Origin of the sequence: Paenibacillus sp. KN14-4R (assembly GCF_052180255.1) — a bacterium.
Taxonomy (GTDB): domain Bacteria; phylum Bacillota; class Bacilli; order Paenibacillales; family NBRC-103111; genus Paenibacillus_AM.
This window is the reverse complement of record NZ_CP197466.1, coordinates 786531-800810: the sequence shown is the minus strand read 5'-3', so window position 1 is coordinate 800810 and position 14280 is coordinate 786531. Positions and strand designations below refer to the sequence as shown.

Sequence of the window (14280 nt, the reverse complement as noted above, 5' to 3'; positions counted from 1 at the left end):
TGAGCCTAATCCGACAGTGCCCGCATGATGTTGGATTTCGCCTCTGCCGCAATCGCTTCATTCCCGTCATCGACCGCTTGCATTAAGATCAGTACGGGGATGTATACCGCGATCAGCCGCGCCAGCAGCTTCGTTTCCTCGTCCGCTCCCCCGTACGTTTCGAAAAACACGCCGCGAGCGTAAGGTGGTAAAAAGCTATAAGCAACGCTCAAATCGCAAGCCGGATGGCCTACGCTCAGATCACCCCAATCAATGATGCCGGAAACGATCCCGTTCTCATTCACAAGCATATTTTTGAAATGAAGATCGCCATGTAGCAGTGCATTCACCGCCTCGACACGGTCCTTTTGCAGCCTGCTAATATACGCTTCGATCACACCGGACTCCTCCGGCGACAAGTGTTCAACCACCTTCGATAGAAAGCCCTCCAATTTCACTTTGCGCGATGCTATGTCCGTCAAGTTTCGATGATCTTGCTGAACTCCGCACTTCAGCGCCGCCTGCACCGGAAACTCATGCAATCTCCGCAAAAATTTCGCCAGCGTCTCTGCCGATAAAGCCCGGCGTTCTTCCGTCAAACCGATTGGGAAATCTCCTGGCACGTAGGCATAGCCAAGAAATGGTGCCGGGTATTCGTCACTTGCTTCGCCATAAAACAACGGTTTCGGATAGGGGATGGTCATATATGCTTCCAGCTTCGGCAGCAGCTTCCCTTCCATACGAATCGAGCCAACTGCAATCGTTCTTCTTGGAAACCGGAACACGTACTCGTCACCGATGAGAAAAACCGTATTGTCCCAGCCCCAGCCCAATCGCTTCACTTGCTTCGATGACAGCTGAGGGAATTGTCTGCCGATCAGCGTCCGCGCCTGCTCTTCGTTAACCTCCCACTCCGCATCCCATACATTCGTTCCTCCCATGAATTGTCTGCCTCCTCGTTCCTTACGTTATTTAGATGTTTACATTCCCTGGAAGTTACGCATAACTGCCCGTTAGCTGAAAAGGCTGCCGATCCATTGCTGTCGACAGCATTCTCCTTATGATTATTGAGCTAAAGTTCTCCGTTAGGAATAAGAACAATTAAAGTATTATTGTCACTAAAGCAAAAAATACAACTACAGAAAACGGAATAATATATAAACATTGCTTTTTTCTTTTAGGAACAAGAAGTAAAATAATAATTATCATTAAAGCATATAATATTTCAGTGCCAAGCATATAAAAATAGTTTCCCTTACTTATAAGAACATTTTCGTATTGCATGAATTTTTCATAATAGTTTACCGTAGAAAGATAGATTTTATATCCTTCAAATGCAATTACGGAAATTGGTAACGATGTAATAATACTGGAAATTAAATGATTGGCATGAGAAAACCACATTATATAGGCTGGAATCGCTGATAGTAATGCAAGGATGCACCAAAAAATAATATATTTTAATGGAAAAAGTTCAAGAACTAATATTGTATATATGTAGTACGAAAGTAATAATGAAATAAGGAATGTGAAAACACGTGTTGCGGCTAATTTAGGCGTGTAAGAATATACAGCTATCAAAGTGGAAATAAATATCCACATCCCCCAGTTACTTCCTATGTAGCCTAAAATTGAAACTTCGTTAGGAATCATAGGTGAATCGAGTATTTTAGCAACGAAACCCAATGTCAATCCTAAAATAGATGAAAATAACACAGAATATGCCATTTGCTTTTTGCCTACTCTAATATTAGTACGTATTTTATCAGTTTTTAAAAATACACTCATAATTAACCTCGATTATTTTTGTTTTTACAATGGATTGTTTAACACAAGTTAAACATCACTCTTCAACTAACCTGCCCGTTAGTTCAATAAAAAGAACGCTCCCGCACCTTCGCTTGGGCCACGTCCTCCTCATTATATTCCATTTCCAATTATTAATTAAAGTACATACGCGGGTAGCATGTATGGCTTTAAAAAGTGCCTTATCCTAATCTTAGCACTAAGAAAATACTTTTTTTCTCTAATCCATTTAAACTCGGTCCATCTCATTAGATCACCGATTATTTAGATGTATTTGGAGTAGATTCGTGTACACGCTTCAAATATTCCATCATGTTCGTGTCATCTTGAACGGCATAAGTAAACTCACTATGTTTAGCTACATCTTGAGCCAATGCCCGGAACAAATCACACGTAACAAATACGGATTTCCAGATGTGTTCATAATTAGAATCTGAATACGTTTGTTTATACATGTCATAGTAAGATTCTGGCAGGTAATTTTTATAGTATTTCCCCATTTTGCCTACGGACACTTTGAAATCGTGCTGAATCCCTATCCACCATGCAACCATGGTATCCAGCTGATCCCGAATAACAGATTCAAACATTTGTTTCACATAGGGCAATTCATCCCGCCCCATGCCTTTGGCTACGTTCTGCAAACACCACCAAAAGTCGTTACAACAACTGATATACAGCGGTTCTGTCGGACGCTTTACATGATAATCGGCATCCGTCGGAGGTGGAATTTGCGGCATGCCATTGTCTTTATCCAGAAGCAAAACGGTGAGTTTCTCTTTCCTATACTCTTCCAACATCGCTTCTTTCACCAGAAGTCGAAGATCAATTCGATTGCCATCGGTAAACAGCATCAAGATCATATAGGAACGGTCAAAATTCATTTCGATTCCACAATTTCGATCCATTTTATCCGGCTCTTGCAGCATAAGTCGATCCCCAAAAACCTGAATCCAATCGGGATCTTGCAAAAAAGAGGCTATTTCCGTTACGACATACACGATATCGTAATCCTGAAACTGATCTTTCGGCACATTAGGATTTGTCCTTGAACCGTTCATATATACCGCACGAATACGCTCATCGCTTTGGGCTACGCCAAGTATCAGATCGAACATTTCTTTCTCAGTTCTCAATTAATTTCACTTCTTTCAGATAGGGATTGGCCTCAATGAGCATCTGCGCTTGCTTCATTGCCTTGGCTCCTTGAGGCACCCCACCACTTCGATTCAGCAGCATCCACCTTACACAAGCAATAGCTATGAAGAGGTCCAGCTCTTCCTGCTCCATTGGATGATCAAGCACATAAGCAGATCGGAATAGATTCGCATTACGCTCAGCGACATAGATGTGTATTAAAATATATGTCCATGCAAAGTCGTACCTCGTGTCTCCCAACTGGGCGTTCGTCCAATCAATAACCGCATACTGGTCACCTGACTCCAGCACATTGTACATGTGATAATCGCCATGAATAACCCGATCTTGCCGAAGCTTTGCCAACTCGACGAGATGTTCAGCAACTTTCTGCAAATCTGAATGCTGCTCGATCTCCGGATAGAAATAGTCAATGAAATCATGCTTGGGGAGTTGAAGATGTTGAACATCCTCTAACGAAATGTGATGGATTTTCGATAAAATATGAGCCATATCCGTTATCTTCTTTTTGTTTATCTTGCTAATAGGATTGCCATCAAAAGTTGTAAGCAGCACCTCATTTCCTTCAGCATTCTTCCCCCAACCAAGGGGCTTAGACACCGATAGGCCACAATCTACAAGGGTACTCAGCAAATGATACTGAAACTGAATATTAGGCTTGGACGCTTTGTTCCATATTTTCATCACAAAACTTTCATCATGCGAGCAAACCTTCTTCACTTCCGCTTCGAACCCCTGCGTCATGGGATGAACAGTTAACGTGTCTGCATCTCGCAATAAATCGTCTAGTTTGTCATTATAGTCGATCCAATTGATCGATTTTATCGCATTGCTCATTATCAGATCTTCCCTTCTCCAAAAATGCGGTATCCCTTGTTTTCGAGAGATACATTCATCTCCATTTGAAATTCAATAGTCTGATCTTGAAGAAAACCAATTGTATAGGTGACGACGTAAGGTGTTTCGATATATACGAGCGTAAGCTGCAAAGTATGACGATTAAGCCAGACTGCGTAAGTAACAACCTCCTGCACATGCAAGGATAAATCCTTGATAAAGGTATCTTGAGTATGAATTGATTTTGTAAAATCGAACATCAAGATGTGCTCGCGTTCATTGGTATAGATCGTATGGAGGGCAAGCTGATCTTTATTCCTTTTGAAAAAGACCCGATGAAGACCCTCCGAGTTCGTGTCCATGATGTAGGTATGATCATCGATATTTGGAACATTGTCGGGAACCGGTTGAAAGGCAGGAACAGGACAGCTCATACTGCTCAATCGCTGCTCTAACAGCATAGGATCGTGAGATGCTAAATTCATATTTTGATCAATCCGAAAAAGAATATGGTTATAAATAAGATCGAGAAGTAGCTGTAAGGACTTCATACTTGGAAAGCTTGCTGTAACGGCAATGACAATGTTCTGCTGCGGAGCGACAAGACACATTTGACCGAACGCTCCATCCCCCCGGTAACAACCATGTCGGCACAGATGAAATTGGTAGCCGTAGCCTTGGGCTGAATCCGGTCTTTCTATTAGATCAACTCTTCCACGATTATCGCTCTGCTCCGTTGTCGCAAGCTCGATGTAAGCCTCCGACACAATTCGTCTGCCACCAAACATCCCTCGCTGTAAGAGCATTTGGCCGAACTTTGCAATGCCTTCAGTTGTCAGACTTAACCCCATTCCCCCTGCGGTTATGCCCATTGGACAGGTTTCCCAGGTAGGTCTAGAAATTCCCAATGGTTCAAACAAACGTGGCATTAAGTAGTCGACCAAATTCTGACCCGTTACCCGTTCCAAAATCGCCGACAGCATATATGTCGCATGCGTGTTGTAAACGTAATGACTCCCTGGTTCATGTTCGACCTCAAGGGATAAGAATGCTTGAACCCAATCTTCTTCCGCAGCCACCTGGGAATAAATATTGTCGTGATGACCTGTGTTCATCGATAAAAGATGATGAATCGTCATTTTTGCTAGATTTGCAGAAACTATAATTGGCAGCTTGTCTGGGAAAAATGAAATCACAGGATCATCTAATTGAAGTAGTCCATCGTCCCAAGCAATTCCCATGGCTATTGAGGTAAAGCTCTTACTCAGTGAGTACAGAAGTTGAGGTGTGTCCCTATGATAAGGCTTTCGCCAGAACTGAGCTGTAGCTTTTCCATTCTGTAATAAGATGAAGCTGTTGACTTCTAAGTTGGCGCTCTCCATTTGATTGAGAAAATCGATTAATTGTGTTTTCATATATAACTTCACTTTACAAGAACTTACATGAAATAACAAAATATTTTACAATATTTCCTTTTTCGCCTATACTGAGGTCAAATCTAGTAATCTCTGTGATAGGGGAATTGTTATGTATTTTTTATACTCCATTTGTTCATTTCTTACTGTTATTGCTTTGATTCCTCCCTTACGTAAAATCGCGATCAACCTCGACTTTGTCGATCGACCCAATAGTCGAAAAATCCATATTGAGCCTGTTCCGCATCTTGCGAGCATTGCGATTTTTTTAGGATTTATTATTCCGTATTTGGTATTCATCGATTGGAATATGAAATCCGCTGCTATTTTAATAGGGGCATTGTTGGTGATTGGAATTGGACTTATTGACGATTGGTACAAAACAAAAGCCAAGGACTTCCCAGCATGGCCGAAGCTAATTGTACAAGTTGCGGCTGCGGTAATCGCATTTAGTGCTGGAATCACATTCGAGGGATTTACGAATCCTTTTACACAGGAAATGGTGCTCTTACCAGTCTGGCTGCAATTTGTATTAACGATTCTATGGATCTTCGGCGTGACAACCGTCATTAATTTTATGGATGGATTAGACGGATTATCAGGTGGAGTCAGTGCAATTGCGGCAATCACGTTGTTCTTGGTGGCATTGTCGAAAGGTCAGATTGATTCAGCGATCATGTCTATCCTTCTTGTGGGTGCGACGCTCGGATATTTAATCTTCAATAAACCTCCGGCAAAAATATACATGGGTGACGCTGGCGCCACATTCATCGGGTTCTTACTTGGTGTTATCGCACTCGATGGGGCTTTCAAACAAGTGACAGCGATTTCTATCTTCATTCCAGTTCTTGCTCTGGGCGTACCGATTGCCGATAATCTATATGTCATCGTCAAAAGAATGCTCGCAGGCAAGCCGATCTACCAAGCGGATCGAAGCCAAATGCATTATCGCCTGCTGTCGGCTGGATTAACACAGAAACAAACGGTTTTGATCATTTATTTGATGAGTACTTGTTTGTCACTTGCTTCTATTATTTTACTATTAATTAATATTTAGAGGATCATAAAGAAAGCCCTGACGACGAGAAGTCAGGGCTTTTTATTTTGTTTATTAAATTGATTTTGCCATCGATATATTCGTTGTTTCATAGCCTAACTTTTCATATAATCCACGTGCAATTTGGTTATGACCAAAAACATGAAGTCCCATTTTCTTCATTCCTATTTCTTTAGCGATTACTTCAATTTCTTTCATGGCTTGTTTCCCATATCCCAGACCCTGATAGGACTCCAAAATTTTAAAATCATAAATATAGCCATCATCTTTGTTCGCAGGTGATTTTTGCCCAATCCAGATCATTCCAATCACTTGCTCCTCATGAAAAATAGAGAATAAGTAATGACATTCAGACTTTTCACCATCTGGTAGCAGTCGATTAAATTCTTTTCTAGAAAGGTTAATCGCTTCATCTTCACTCCAATTTCCTGCAATCACTTTCTCTTTGGCATAGCCATCAATGGCATGTGCTAGATACTGCTGAAATTCCTCATGGTTCATAGGTTTTAATGCAACCACTCAATCCCCTCCTACGATATTGAAAATTCAATTTATTTAAAAGAAACGCCATGCTCTCGAAGCAGATTCGCAACCTTGTGATTGCCTTGCTGAATCGCAAGTGACAATGCCGTTACACCCTCTTCAGTACTTATGGTTACATCCGCTCCATGTGCAAGTAATAAACGGATGATGTCTTCATTGTCGTCATGAAAAGCAGCGGTGTGCAAGCATGTCTGACCGTTGCTGTCGAGAATATCCGTCTGGGCTTTGTTCGCAAGCAGCAGCTTGATAACATCCAAATTACGTTCCCCTGCAATCGCGGCATGCAGCGCAGTGTTAGATGGAATATAGGTAACTTTGGAATGAGAGACCGCATTAACATCTGCTCCGTAATCTAGTAATACTTGAACAGCATCCACATTGCCAAAATGCGCAGCATAGCCAAGAGGCGTAAGTCCTTCGCTGTTTTCTGTGTTAGCAAGTTCTGGTTGGGTTTGTAAAATCATTGTCAGACTGGTGGCATCACCTGTCTGCGCTGCTTGAAATACATCTTCGATCCATTGCTTTAACTCCATAATCGTAAAACCTCCTGTTTAATGAAGATTGATAGATTTACATATCATATGGTTAATTATAGCAGATCGATTGCATCCCACTTCTCGAATATCACTTTTTTTGAAGGAATTGAGAAGGGCTTGCACTAAAGTCGTCTTGCTTCTTGGAGCCAATTTTCTGTCAGAACTTACGAAATTAGGTGTAATTTTTTCGCGCACCTGTGTGAGGTGGGACCAGACCAGCAACGATCACCGTTTCGATGGAAATATTTCAATCCACGCACCTACATGAGGTGCGACCGCTACATCTACATTGCATTCAAAGACAGAGTTTTATTTCAATCCACGCACCTACGTTTGGTGCGACACCAAAAATGATTAAACAAAGATCTATTTGTTTTAAAAATAGTCAAAACCAAATTATTTTTTCGATAATTGGTATTTATCTGAAAAAAACATGGTGCGAATGTCCCAGTGAATTCATGTGCACTATACATTCGCACCATAAAATTAAACTCGATCAATGATTAATACTATTCATTATAATCGATATTCCGTTTTTTTACAGGTCTTAAGACGATACTCCATCAGACTTCCCGAAAATCACTTTGTTGCCTGAAAAGCGATGGACTTACCCCGAAGCGTTTGGTAAATAGTCCACTAAACGAACTTGGGCTTTGGAATCCAACCTCTAGGCATATATCGGTGACGGGTTGATCTGTTTGTAAGAGCAGCCGCTTGGCTTGTTGGAGTCTTTTTTCGGTTAGAAATTGATGGGGAGACATCCCGAATAATTGCTTGTAACTTCTGAGAAAATGATTCGGTGATAGGCAGGCGACTCTCGCTATGTCCGTCAAAGAGATGGGCTGAGAATAGCAAGCAGCCATAAAATCATGTCCAATATGTAGTCTTCGGTACAACTCTTCTCGCGTCGAGGCTTTGAGGGATTGCAACCTCTGGGCTTCATGATGAACGTGTCGATGAACATGCAGCAGACCTTGAGCGAGTTCGTACATTTTCTCCTCTAACCAAGTTTGATTGATTTGACTATGCGTGGACGCTGCTTTCATCTGATTTAAGGTAGAGGTGAGCCAAGCGGCGTTATATGTTTTCTCAACGAAATCAATTGGCCCGTGACTCATCCCATTGGGATTATCCAGCTGCTGTTCACTTGATCCCCCCGAACTCTGGTAAACCTCTTCCACCATGCGCTCCGGGAAAAAGATACAAAATGACTCCACCAGGACGTCCGATTCGATTGATATCGAATACTCCTGATCCTGATTCAGCAGCAAATAACTACCTTCTTCAACAGCAAAATGCCCCTGCCCCGCCTGGTAATACGCTCGACCGTTCCTAAAGGTTTTGATGGATAACAAACCTTTGCCCTTCCAATAGTAATTGCTGCTTGCTGCATGAAGAATCGGGTTAAAGTTCGTTAAAGTGGAAGTCTGTGAAGTCATCTTTTTCTAGCCACAATCATAAATCGTGCAGAATTGGTTCGAATCCCTTGTTCTGTCATGTTGTCCGCAATGAATCGCTCAAGAGTTTGAAAGTCATGTTCCTGTTGGCCGAAGTTAGGAATAATCGGTGTATGTTTCAAAAGGAAAATTAAATCTTCTGGTGTCTCATAATATTCTGCGGCATCATATTCAAATGACTGTACGTCAGTAAAACCTGCATCCTGCAACTCATTCATGTACTGCTGCTGTAAAGTACCTGCTGTTGTACCCAATGCTTGCCCTCTGCCAAATGCGATTTTCAAATTCAATTTATCATTCTCACTTACTTGCTGGGTGAAGAATACACCATCACTTACGAGAACTCTCGCTGTTTCTTGCGCGTGAAATACAGATTGTCGGCAGGATACGATTTGAAAAAACTGGTCTGGAAATTCCAACTTATTGGCATCCATTTGTAAAAAACGAACATTGCGATTATTCGCTCTAGTAAGGTTGCGGTTCGCTGTCTCAATCATGCCTGCTGAGAGATCGATGCCCACTAGCAGCAAAGCCTCATCCGCAATAGATAACAACGATTCGCCTCCACCTGTACCAATATCCAACAACAGATCTGTATGCTTACACAATTGGATGATTTCCTTATAGAAATCCCATTTCACACCTGTCGTTGTGCATTTCACCTTACTAAAATCCCATCCATTCGCCTTTCCAACCTGATCATAAAACTGTTTGTATGCTTGAGTGTTCATATGTTCTTATCAACCTTTCAAAAAAATCTATACATGAAGCCACCAAATCCCTGCACATTCAGGTACTTGGGTTAGGTTTTCTGCAAGAACTTTACTAGCCAACTCGTCGCTAAAGAAGAACTTCGTCAGTTCGGCTGCTTGTTTTACATGTTCAAATTCATAATCGGTTCGAATCCATTTGTGGGAAAAGCCGTAGTCTTCGACTAAACTTGCGTATTACGCTTTTAAAAAATCAGGCGGGTTCGGAGTTTCGTATCCAGTGCCCATCGTTTCAAAAATAATAATTGTTCCGTTTGGTTTAAGGACACGCTTTATTTCAGAAATTACATCATTCAAATTCTGCTTCCAGTCTGGGACATTCGTACTTGTTAAATAACAGATCGTCCAACCCGCGACAATTAAATCCGCACTCTGATCTTCTAAAGGAAGCTTGCGATGGTCAGCTACTTCCGTCTTCCAATTGGTTAGTCCGGCTTGTGTAAGCTTCTCGGCTGTTTCTTCCAGCATCGCTGGTGAGGCGTCGAGGGCAATGATCGACTTCGCATATGGCGCGAGTACGGTAGTGAGTCTCCCAGACCCTGCTCCCATATCGACAATGTCGAGTCCTTCAAATTCTCGAATCTCAGCAATAACTTCCGCAAGTTTAGGCTGCTTGGAGATTAAGAGGTGGTATTTCTCAGCTTCGTTCAAATAAATGGATGTGTGATCTGGCATTTCGTGATCCTCCTTCAATTTCATCAACTGTTTGCAGATCTTATGATAAAAGTTGACGTAACGAGAAGGTCAATCCCTATTTTTACAAAGATGACTCCGTCCAAATGCGCTTGACGCTCGGAGAATGATTGTCAAAGGAGAGATGGTAGACATCTGGATTGGACAGGGCTTCCCATTCTTTAAAGCCCATACGCTTATCAAAATGCTTCAAAAGAAGCGAGATTAGATTGCCATGTGAAACGATGACTGTGTTCTGGGCGCGACTACTCAATATTTCATCAACGACACTGATAGCACGAGCCATAGCTGTACGGCTCGACTCTCCACCCTCATAGCATAAATCTAGATCATCGAATGTCTGACGAAGCATTTCGTACCAATCCGGATGATCTTCTCCTATCAAAACCCTCTCCATTAATCGGTCATCCAAAGTGATTTCGATGCCTAATTGAGCAGATAAAGGGTGGATGGTTTGGTGTGCTCTCTCAAATGGGCTGGAAATGATCGAATCAATATTTTTATCTGAGAAAAAATGTACCAACTGCTTAGCTTGTGCTATGCCAATCTCCGTTAATGGAGCGTCAGCGGCTTGTCCAGAGGCTTTGCAATGGCGGACGAGGTAGATGTTTTTCATGGAATAACAGCTCCTTATTTATTTTCAAAAACAGTGACTTCGCAAACTGGCTCAAAACCTGATCTAAGGTAAATATTGATCCCGTCAGAGGAAGCCTGGAGTACGCAGAACTTGGGCTTGTGTCTCTGTGCTTCTGTTATTAAGAAATTGAACATGGCGGAGCCAAATCCTTTGCCTCTATATTCTTGTTTGGTCGCAATGTCATAAATCCCAACCGATTCGTCGGTTACCATGATGCTACCTGTTGATACAACCTCACTGCCGATGTATCCAATATACAATTTCAATGCTGAATCTGGTTGAAGAAGGGATTCCGTGACAAGTTTGTAGTATGCACGAACATTGCCAGCTTCTTGTGATTCACCGAATAACGAAGCGAGCGTATGCCCAAATTGCTGGATCTCCACGGGAGTTGATACTTCTAAGATCCGAAAGTTTGCAGGTGGCATTGTATCTGGGTGTAAATTGTCTAGGTTAGCAACCATAGCAACATTGGTTTCGGCTATTTCTAAACCTATCTTCCTTAGGGTTTGAAAAGTCACGCAATGACTATCTTCCCAAGACCAGAGTGCCATAGGGGTATTTTTATCTCTAAAATAATGTACGGTTTCTTGAAGGATTGTTATATCTGAATCTTGTAGATCCGATTTAAGTATGACCACAACATTAAACGTATCGGAAGGCAAGCCGCAATCCACCCTGATATAATCGGGTGTTGCTTGAACACTCATTCCATTCGTACGTCGTGCAAGATATGAAGCTTTATGTATAAAGTTATCTCGGACTAGATTGGATAGGTGGTTGGTCATTGTGGTAACACCTCCTTTACTAGACTTTAAAATCAATATTTCTCAAAAAGCTCTTTGATTCATTATAAGAATAATATCCCTACTGCTTTAATCTTTATTAATCCACGCACCTACATAAGGTGCGACATTCAGAGTTGTATGGACACGATCTCTACGATTATTTCAATCCACGCACCTACATAAGGTGCGACATTCAGAGTTGTATGGACACGATCTCTACGATTATTTCAATCCACGCACCTACATAAGGTGCGACCTTATCCTTTAGCGACATCCGTCCGATACGTTCATTTCAATCCACGCACCTACATAAGGTGCGACACGCAACGCCGTTAATCAACGCCTTTTCGAGTTGATTTCAATCACGCACCTACATAAGGTGCGACAAGTACTTCTCGGAACTATCCGAGAGATGCAAGCAATTTCAATCACGCACCTACATAAGGTGCGACAGCGAAATTTAATCAATATTAATAAGAATTGATCATAATTTCGGTAAATCGAATGCTTTAATGATTTTTTCAATCAAAAAATAATCAGTAAGATAACAAACTCAAAGAAACTGGAATTTAATTGGTAGAAATTTGGTGCGAATGTCCTGGGGAAATCATGTGCACTATACATTCGCACTATGAAATCAATTATAATAACCAATCCGTTTTTTTCCAAAGAAAATTAGTGTATTCCTACCCCTCAAACTCCGTAAAAAACACATTCTTCAATATCGCCTTCGCTTTCTTCAAATCACGACCATCCAAGGTCTGAAGCATTTGAACAATCTCATTCATCTCTTCGGCATTTCCATCCGAACGAACACTCTTCCTACCACTTCTACCTGAAGTTTCTCCTAAACTACTTTCAAACCCTTTCTCCAACTCTGGTTCCTCTGTATGAATCCAAGACGCCTCCAGCGTGTCCTTCAAACATCGAATAATAAAGCGCAGCTCATTCTCGTCATATCTTTGCAAAAACTGATTGACTCCGATATCAATTTTACGGTGTAGGGCTTGATGCAGATGAAATATTTCTTTTCCAAGCGGTGTTGTGCAAAAGAGGATTTCTTTCTTATTATCTGGCAAATTTTCAGTCCGAATAATTTGCTGCTCGATTAACTTCCTCGTGATTTTGGAGACACTGCCTTTCGGGATACCAAATTGCTTCGAAATCGTAATCCCATTCACAGGCTCAAGACGCCCGATAGCATCAATAATGTGCAGCATCATCACGGTCGATTCCTTTAAAAATTGAGCTACTGCCGGACTGCTACTGTTCTCCATTAACCATCTTTTTTCTTCGTCATCCTCAGCTTGAAATCTCTGCTGCAATTTCATAGTCGTTTCCATTAATTCTTTGATTAATAGGTCTTTCGTCATCCACGGATCTCCTTCCGTTTTCTGTTATTTCCAGTATAACAAGAGCAGACTCACATTTAAAGTTTCCATGAAACAATATTGACAACGCACATTCCATATATTATATTGTTTCCAAGATACTTATTTAGTATCCATTGAAACTAAAATTGAGCTGAAGTAATAAAGGAGAAATCAACCATGTCCATGAAAGCAATTCGAATCCATACGTTTGGCAGCCCTGAGGTTATGCAACTTGAAGAACTTCCTATTCCAACACCGGGTCCAGGTGAAGCTCTTGTTCGTGTGTTGGCGGCAAGTGTCAACTTCTTGGACATTCAACATCGTCGCGGGGAGCTTGTGCAGCAAGCCTTTTATAAAAAAGAAGGAGCAGTTGATTCCAGTTTCCCTGCTACAATCGGGAGTCAGTGTGTCGGTGTCGTGGAAGCACTCGGTCCGGGGGACAGTCATGCGAAGGTTGGGGATCGCGTCATCTGCGGAGGAGGAAGCGGAACGTATGCGACACATGTATTGGCTCCTGCCAAACGCTTAATTCCAATTCCAGATGAGATCAACCTTGAGCAAGCTGCAGCCGGCCTCGTACAGGGCTTTATGGCGTATGCACTTACGCATGCAGCTTACCCTGTTAAAGCAGGAGATTGGTGCTTGATTCATGCAGCAGCAGGAGGGATCGGTCTTTTGCTATGCCAAATGGTGAAGATTCGTGGGGGTAAAGTCATTGCTGTTGTATCTTCTCCAGAAAAAGTGCAAGCGGTTCGAGAAGCAGGAGCGGATGAAGTCATTATTTCTACGCAGGCGGATTTTGCCACGGAAGCAAGACGCATCACGAATAATTGCGGAGTCCATGTCGTGTATGATGGGGTTGGAAAAGATACGTTCGAGGGCAGTCTCGACAGTCTTGCTCCTCGTGGATATTTGGAAATCTTCGGTCAAGCGAGCGGATTTATCCCTCCATTTGATCTCATGACGCTTCAAGATAAAGGTTCACTCTATATTAATCGCTTCTCTGCGCTATACTATACGGATCTGTGGCCTACTTATATGGAGCATTTCCTCGCTTGGATGAATGAAGGAAAGTTATCCATTAAAGTCGACCGTACTTATTCATTAGCAGATGCCGCCAAAGCCCATCAAGCATTTGAATCGCGACAGGTCAGTGGACGCATCTTGCTGATCCCATAGTTCAAATGATGCAACTGATGCAAATAATGATATAATTTTGATACAAATACAG

General features: G+C 41.9%; 14 protein-coding genes and 1 pseudogene. 2 read left to right on the top strand and 13 right to left on the bottom strand.

Features of this window, described 5'->3' with window-relative positions:
* Positions 1–5: 5 nt before the first annotated feature.
* The 5 genes from ACSBOP_RS03895 to ACSBOP_RS03875 form a co-directional block, all read right to left on the bottom strand.
* Positions 6–920 carry a phosphotransferase gene (locus ACSBOP_RS03895; protein ID WP_132420591.1) on the bottom strand — a complete coding sequence of 305 codons (915 nt, stop codon included), beginning with the start codon at positions 918–920 and terminating at the stop codon, positions 6–8.
* Between the two features lie 160 nt (positions 921–1080).
* Positions 1081–1767 carry a hypothetical protein gene (locus ACSBOP_RS03890; RefSeq protein ID WP_442603158.1) on the bottom strand — a complete coding sequence of 229 codons (687 nt, stop codon included), beginning with the start codon at positions 1765–1767 and terminating at the stop codon, positions 1081–1083.
* Between the two features lie 278 nt (positions 1768–2045).
* A complete protein-coding gene (locus ACSBOP_RS03885) occupies positions 2046–2921 on the bottom strand; it encodes an aminoglycoside 6-adenylyltransferase (RefSeq protein WP_442603157.1) in 876 nt (291 codons plus the stop codon).
* The gene (locus tag ACSBOP_RS03880) at positions 2911–3780 is read right to left on the bottom strand and encodes a phosphotransferase (RefSeq protein WP_442603156.1); all 870 of its coding nucleotides are present in this window, start codon (positions 3778–3780) and stop codon (positions 2911–2913) included. Before ACSBOP_RS03880 ends, ACSBOP_RS03885 begins: the two co-directional genes overlap by 11 nt.
* 2 nt (positions 3781–3782) lie before the next feature.
* A complete protein-coding gene (locus tag ACSBOP_RS03875; RefSeq protein ID WP_442603155.1) occupies positions 3783–5195 on the bottom strand; it encodes a serine hydrolase domain-containing protein in 1413 nt (470 codons plus the stop codon).
* Positions 5196–5307: 112 nt separating this feature from the next.
* Between ACSBOP_RS03875 and ACSBOP_RS03870 the strand changes: the two genes are divergently transcribed.
* The gene (locus ACSBOP_RS03870) at positions 5308–6252 is read left to right on the top strand and encodes an MraY family glycosyltransferase (protein ID WP_442603154.1); all 945 of its coding nucleotides are present in this window, start codon (positions 5308–5310) and stop codon (positions 6250–6252) included.
* 54 nt (positions 6253–6306) lie between these two features.
* Here ACSBOP_RS03870 and ACSBOP_RS03865 read toward each other — a convergent pair whose 3' ends face one another.
* The 8 genes and pseudogenes from ACSBOP_RS03865 to ACSBOP_RS03830 form a co-directional block, all read right to left on the bottom strand.
* Positions 6307–6771 (bottom strand): GNAT family N-acetyltransferase, encoded by a 465-nt coding sequence (locus ACSBOP_RS03865; RefSeq protein WP_442603153.1) that lies wholly within the window; start codon positions 6769–6771, stop codon positions 6307–6309.
* A 32-nt stretch (positions 6772–6803) separates the two neighbouring features.
* Positions 6804–7328 (bottom strand): ankyrin repeat domain-containing protein, encoded by a 525-nt coding sequence (locus tag ACSBOP_RS03860; RefSeq protein WP_442603152.1) that lies wholly within the window; start codon positions 7326–7328, stop codon positions 6804–6806.
* 566 nt (positions 7329–7894) lie between these two features.
* Positions 7895–8770, bottom strand: coding sequence for a helix-turn-helix domain-containing protein (locus tag ACSBOP_RS03855; RefSeq protein ID WP_442603151.1), 876 nt, complete (start codon positions 8768–8770; stop codon positions 7895–7897).
* Positions 8767–9519, bottom strand: coding sequence for a class I SAM-dependent methyltransferase (locus tag ACSBOP_RS03850; RefSeq protein WP_442603150.1), 753 nt, complete (start codon positions 9517–9519; stop codon positions 8767–8769). Before ACSBOP_RS03850 ends, ACSBOP_RS03855 begins: the two co-directional genes overlap by 4 nt.
* A 27-nt stretch (positions 9520–9546) precedes the next feature.
* Positions 9547–10233: pseudogene (locus ACSBOP_RS03845) on the bottom strand (class I SAM-dependent methyltransferase).
* A gap of 82 nt (positions 10234–10315) precedes the next feature.
* Positions 10316–10867, bottom strand: coding sequence for a histidine phosphatase family protein (locus tag ACSBOP_RS03840; RefSeq protein WP_442603149.1), 552 nt, complete (start codon positions 10865–10867; stop codon positions 10316–10318).
* A gap of 14 nt (positions 10868–10881) precedes the next feature.
* Positions 10882–11676 carry a GNAT family N-acetyltransferase gene (locus ACSBOP_RS03835; RefSeq protein ID WP_442603148.1) on the bottom strand — a complete coding sequence of 265 codons (795 nt, stop codon included), beginning with the start codon at positions 11674–11676 and terminating at the stop codon, positions 10882–10884.
* A gap of 686 nt (positions 11677–12362) precedes the next feature.
* A complete protein-coding gene (locus tag ACSBOP_RS03830) occupies positions 12363–13049 on the bottom strand; it encodes a winged helix DNA-binding protein (protein ID WP_442603147.1) in 687 nt (228 codons plus the stop codon).
* Positions 13050–13226: 177 nt separating this feature from the next.
* On the opposite strand from ACSBOP_RS03830, the gene ACSBOP_RS03825 reads away from it, so the two are divergent.
* Entirely contained in the window at positions 13227–14228 is a 1002-nt protein-coding gene (locus tag ACSBOP_RS03825; protein WP_442603146.1) for a quinone oxidoreductase family protein, read from the top strand.
* Positions 14229–14280 lie beyond the last annotated feature (52 nt).

Bases quoted from the DNA above. Each gene is read 5' to 3' on its own strand.
- ACSBOP_RS03835 (WP_442603148.1), bottom strand. From the start codon at position 11,676: ATGACCAACCACCTATCCAATCTAGTCCGAGATAACTTTATACATAAA.
- ACSBOP_RS03880 (WP_442603156.1), bottom strand. From the start codon at position 3,780: ATGAGCAATGCGATAAAATCGATCAATTGGATCGACTATAATGACAAA.
- ACSBOP_RS03830 (WP_442603147.1), bottom strand. From the start codon at position 13,049: ATGACGAAAGACCTATTAATCAAAGAATTAATGGAAACGACTATGAAA.
- ACSBOP_RS03860 (WP_442603152.1), bottom strand. From the start codon at position 7,328: ATGGAGTTAAAGCAATGGATCGAAGATGTATTTCAAGCAGCGCAGACA.
- ACSBOP_RS03890 (WP_442603158.1), bottom strand. From the start codon at position 1,767: ATGAGTGTATTTTTAAAAACTGATAAAATACGTACTAATATTAGAGTA.
- ACSBOP_RS03840 (WP_442603149.1), bottom strand. From the start codon at position 10,867: ATGAAAAACATCTACCTCGTCCGCCATTGCAAAGCCTCTGGACAAGCC.
- ACSBOP_RS03825 (WP_442603146.1), top strand. From the start codon at position 13,227: ATGTCCATGAAAGCAATTCGAATCCATACGTTTGGCAGCCCTGAGGTT.
- ACSBOP_RS03850 (WP_442603150.1), bottom strand. From the start codon at position 9,519: ATGAACACTCAAGCATACAAACAGTTTTATGATCAGGTTGGAAAGGCG.
- ACSBOP_RS03875 (WP_442603155.1), bottom strand. From the start codon at position 5,195: ATGAAAACACAATTAATCGATTTTCTCAATCAAATGGAGAGCGCCAAC.
- ACSBOP_RS03855 (WP_442603151.1), bottom strand. From the start codon at position 8,770: ATGACTTCACAGACTTCCACTTTAACGAACTTTAACCCGATTCTTCAT.
- ACSBOP_RS03870 (WP_442603154.1), top strand. From the start codon at position 5,308: ATGTATTTTTTATACTCCATTTGTTCATTTCTTACTGTTATTGCTTTG.
- ACSBOP_RS03895 (WP_132420591.1), bottom strand. From the start codon at position 920: ATGGGAGGAACGAATGTATGGGATGCGGAGTGGGAGGTTAACGAAGAG.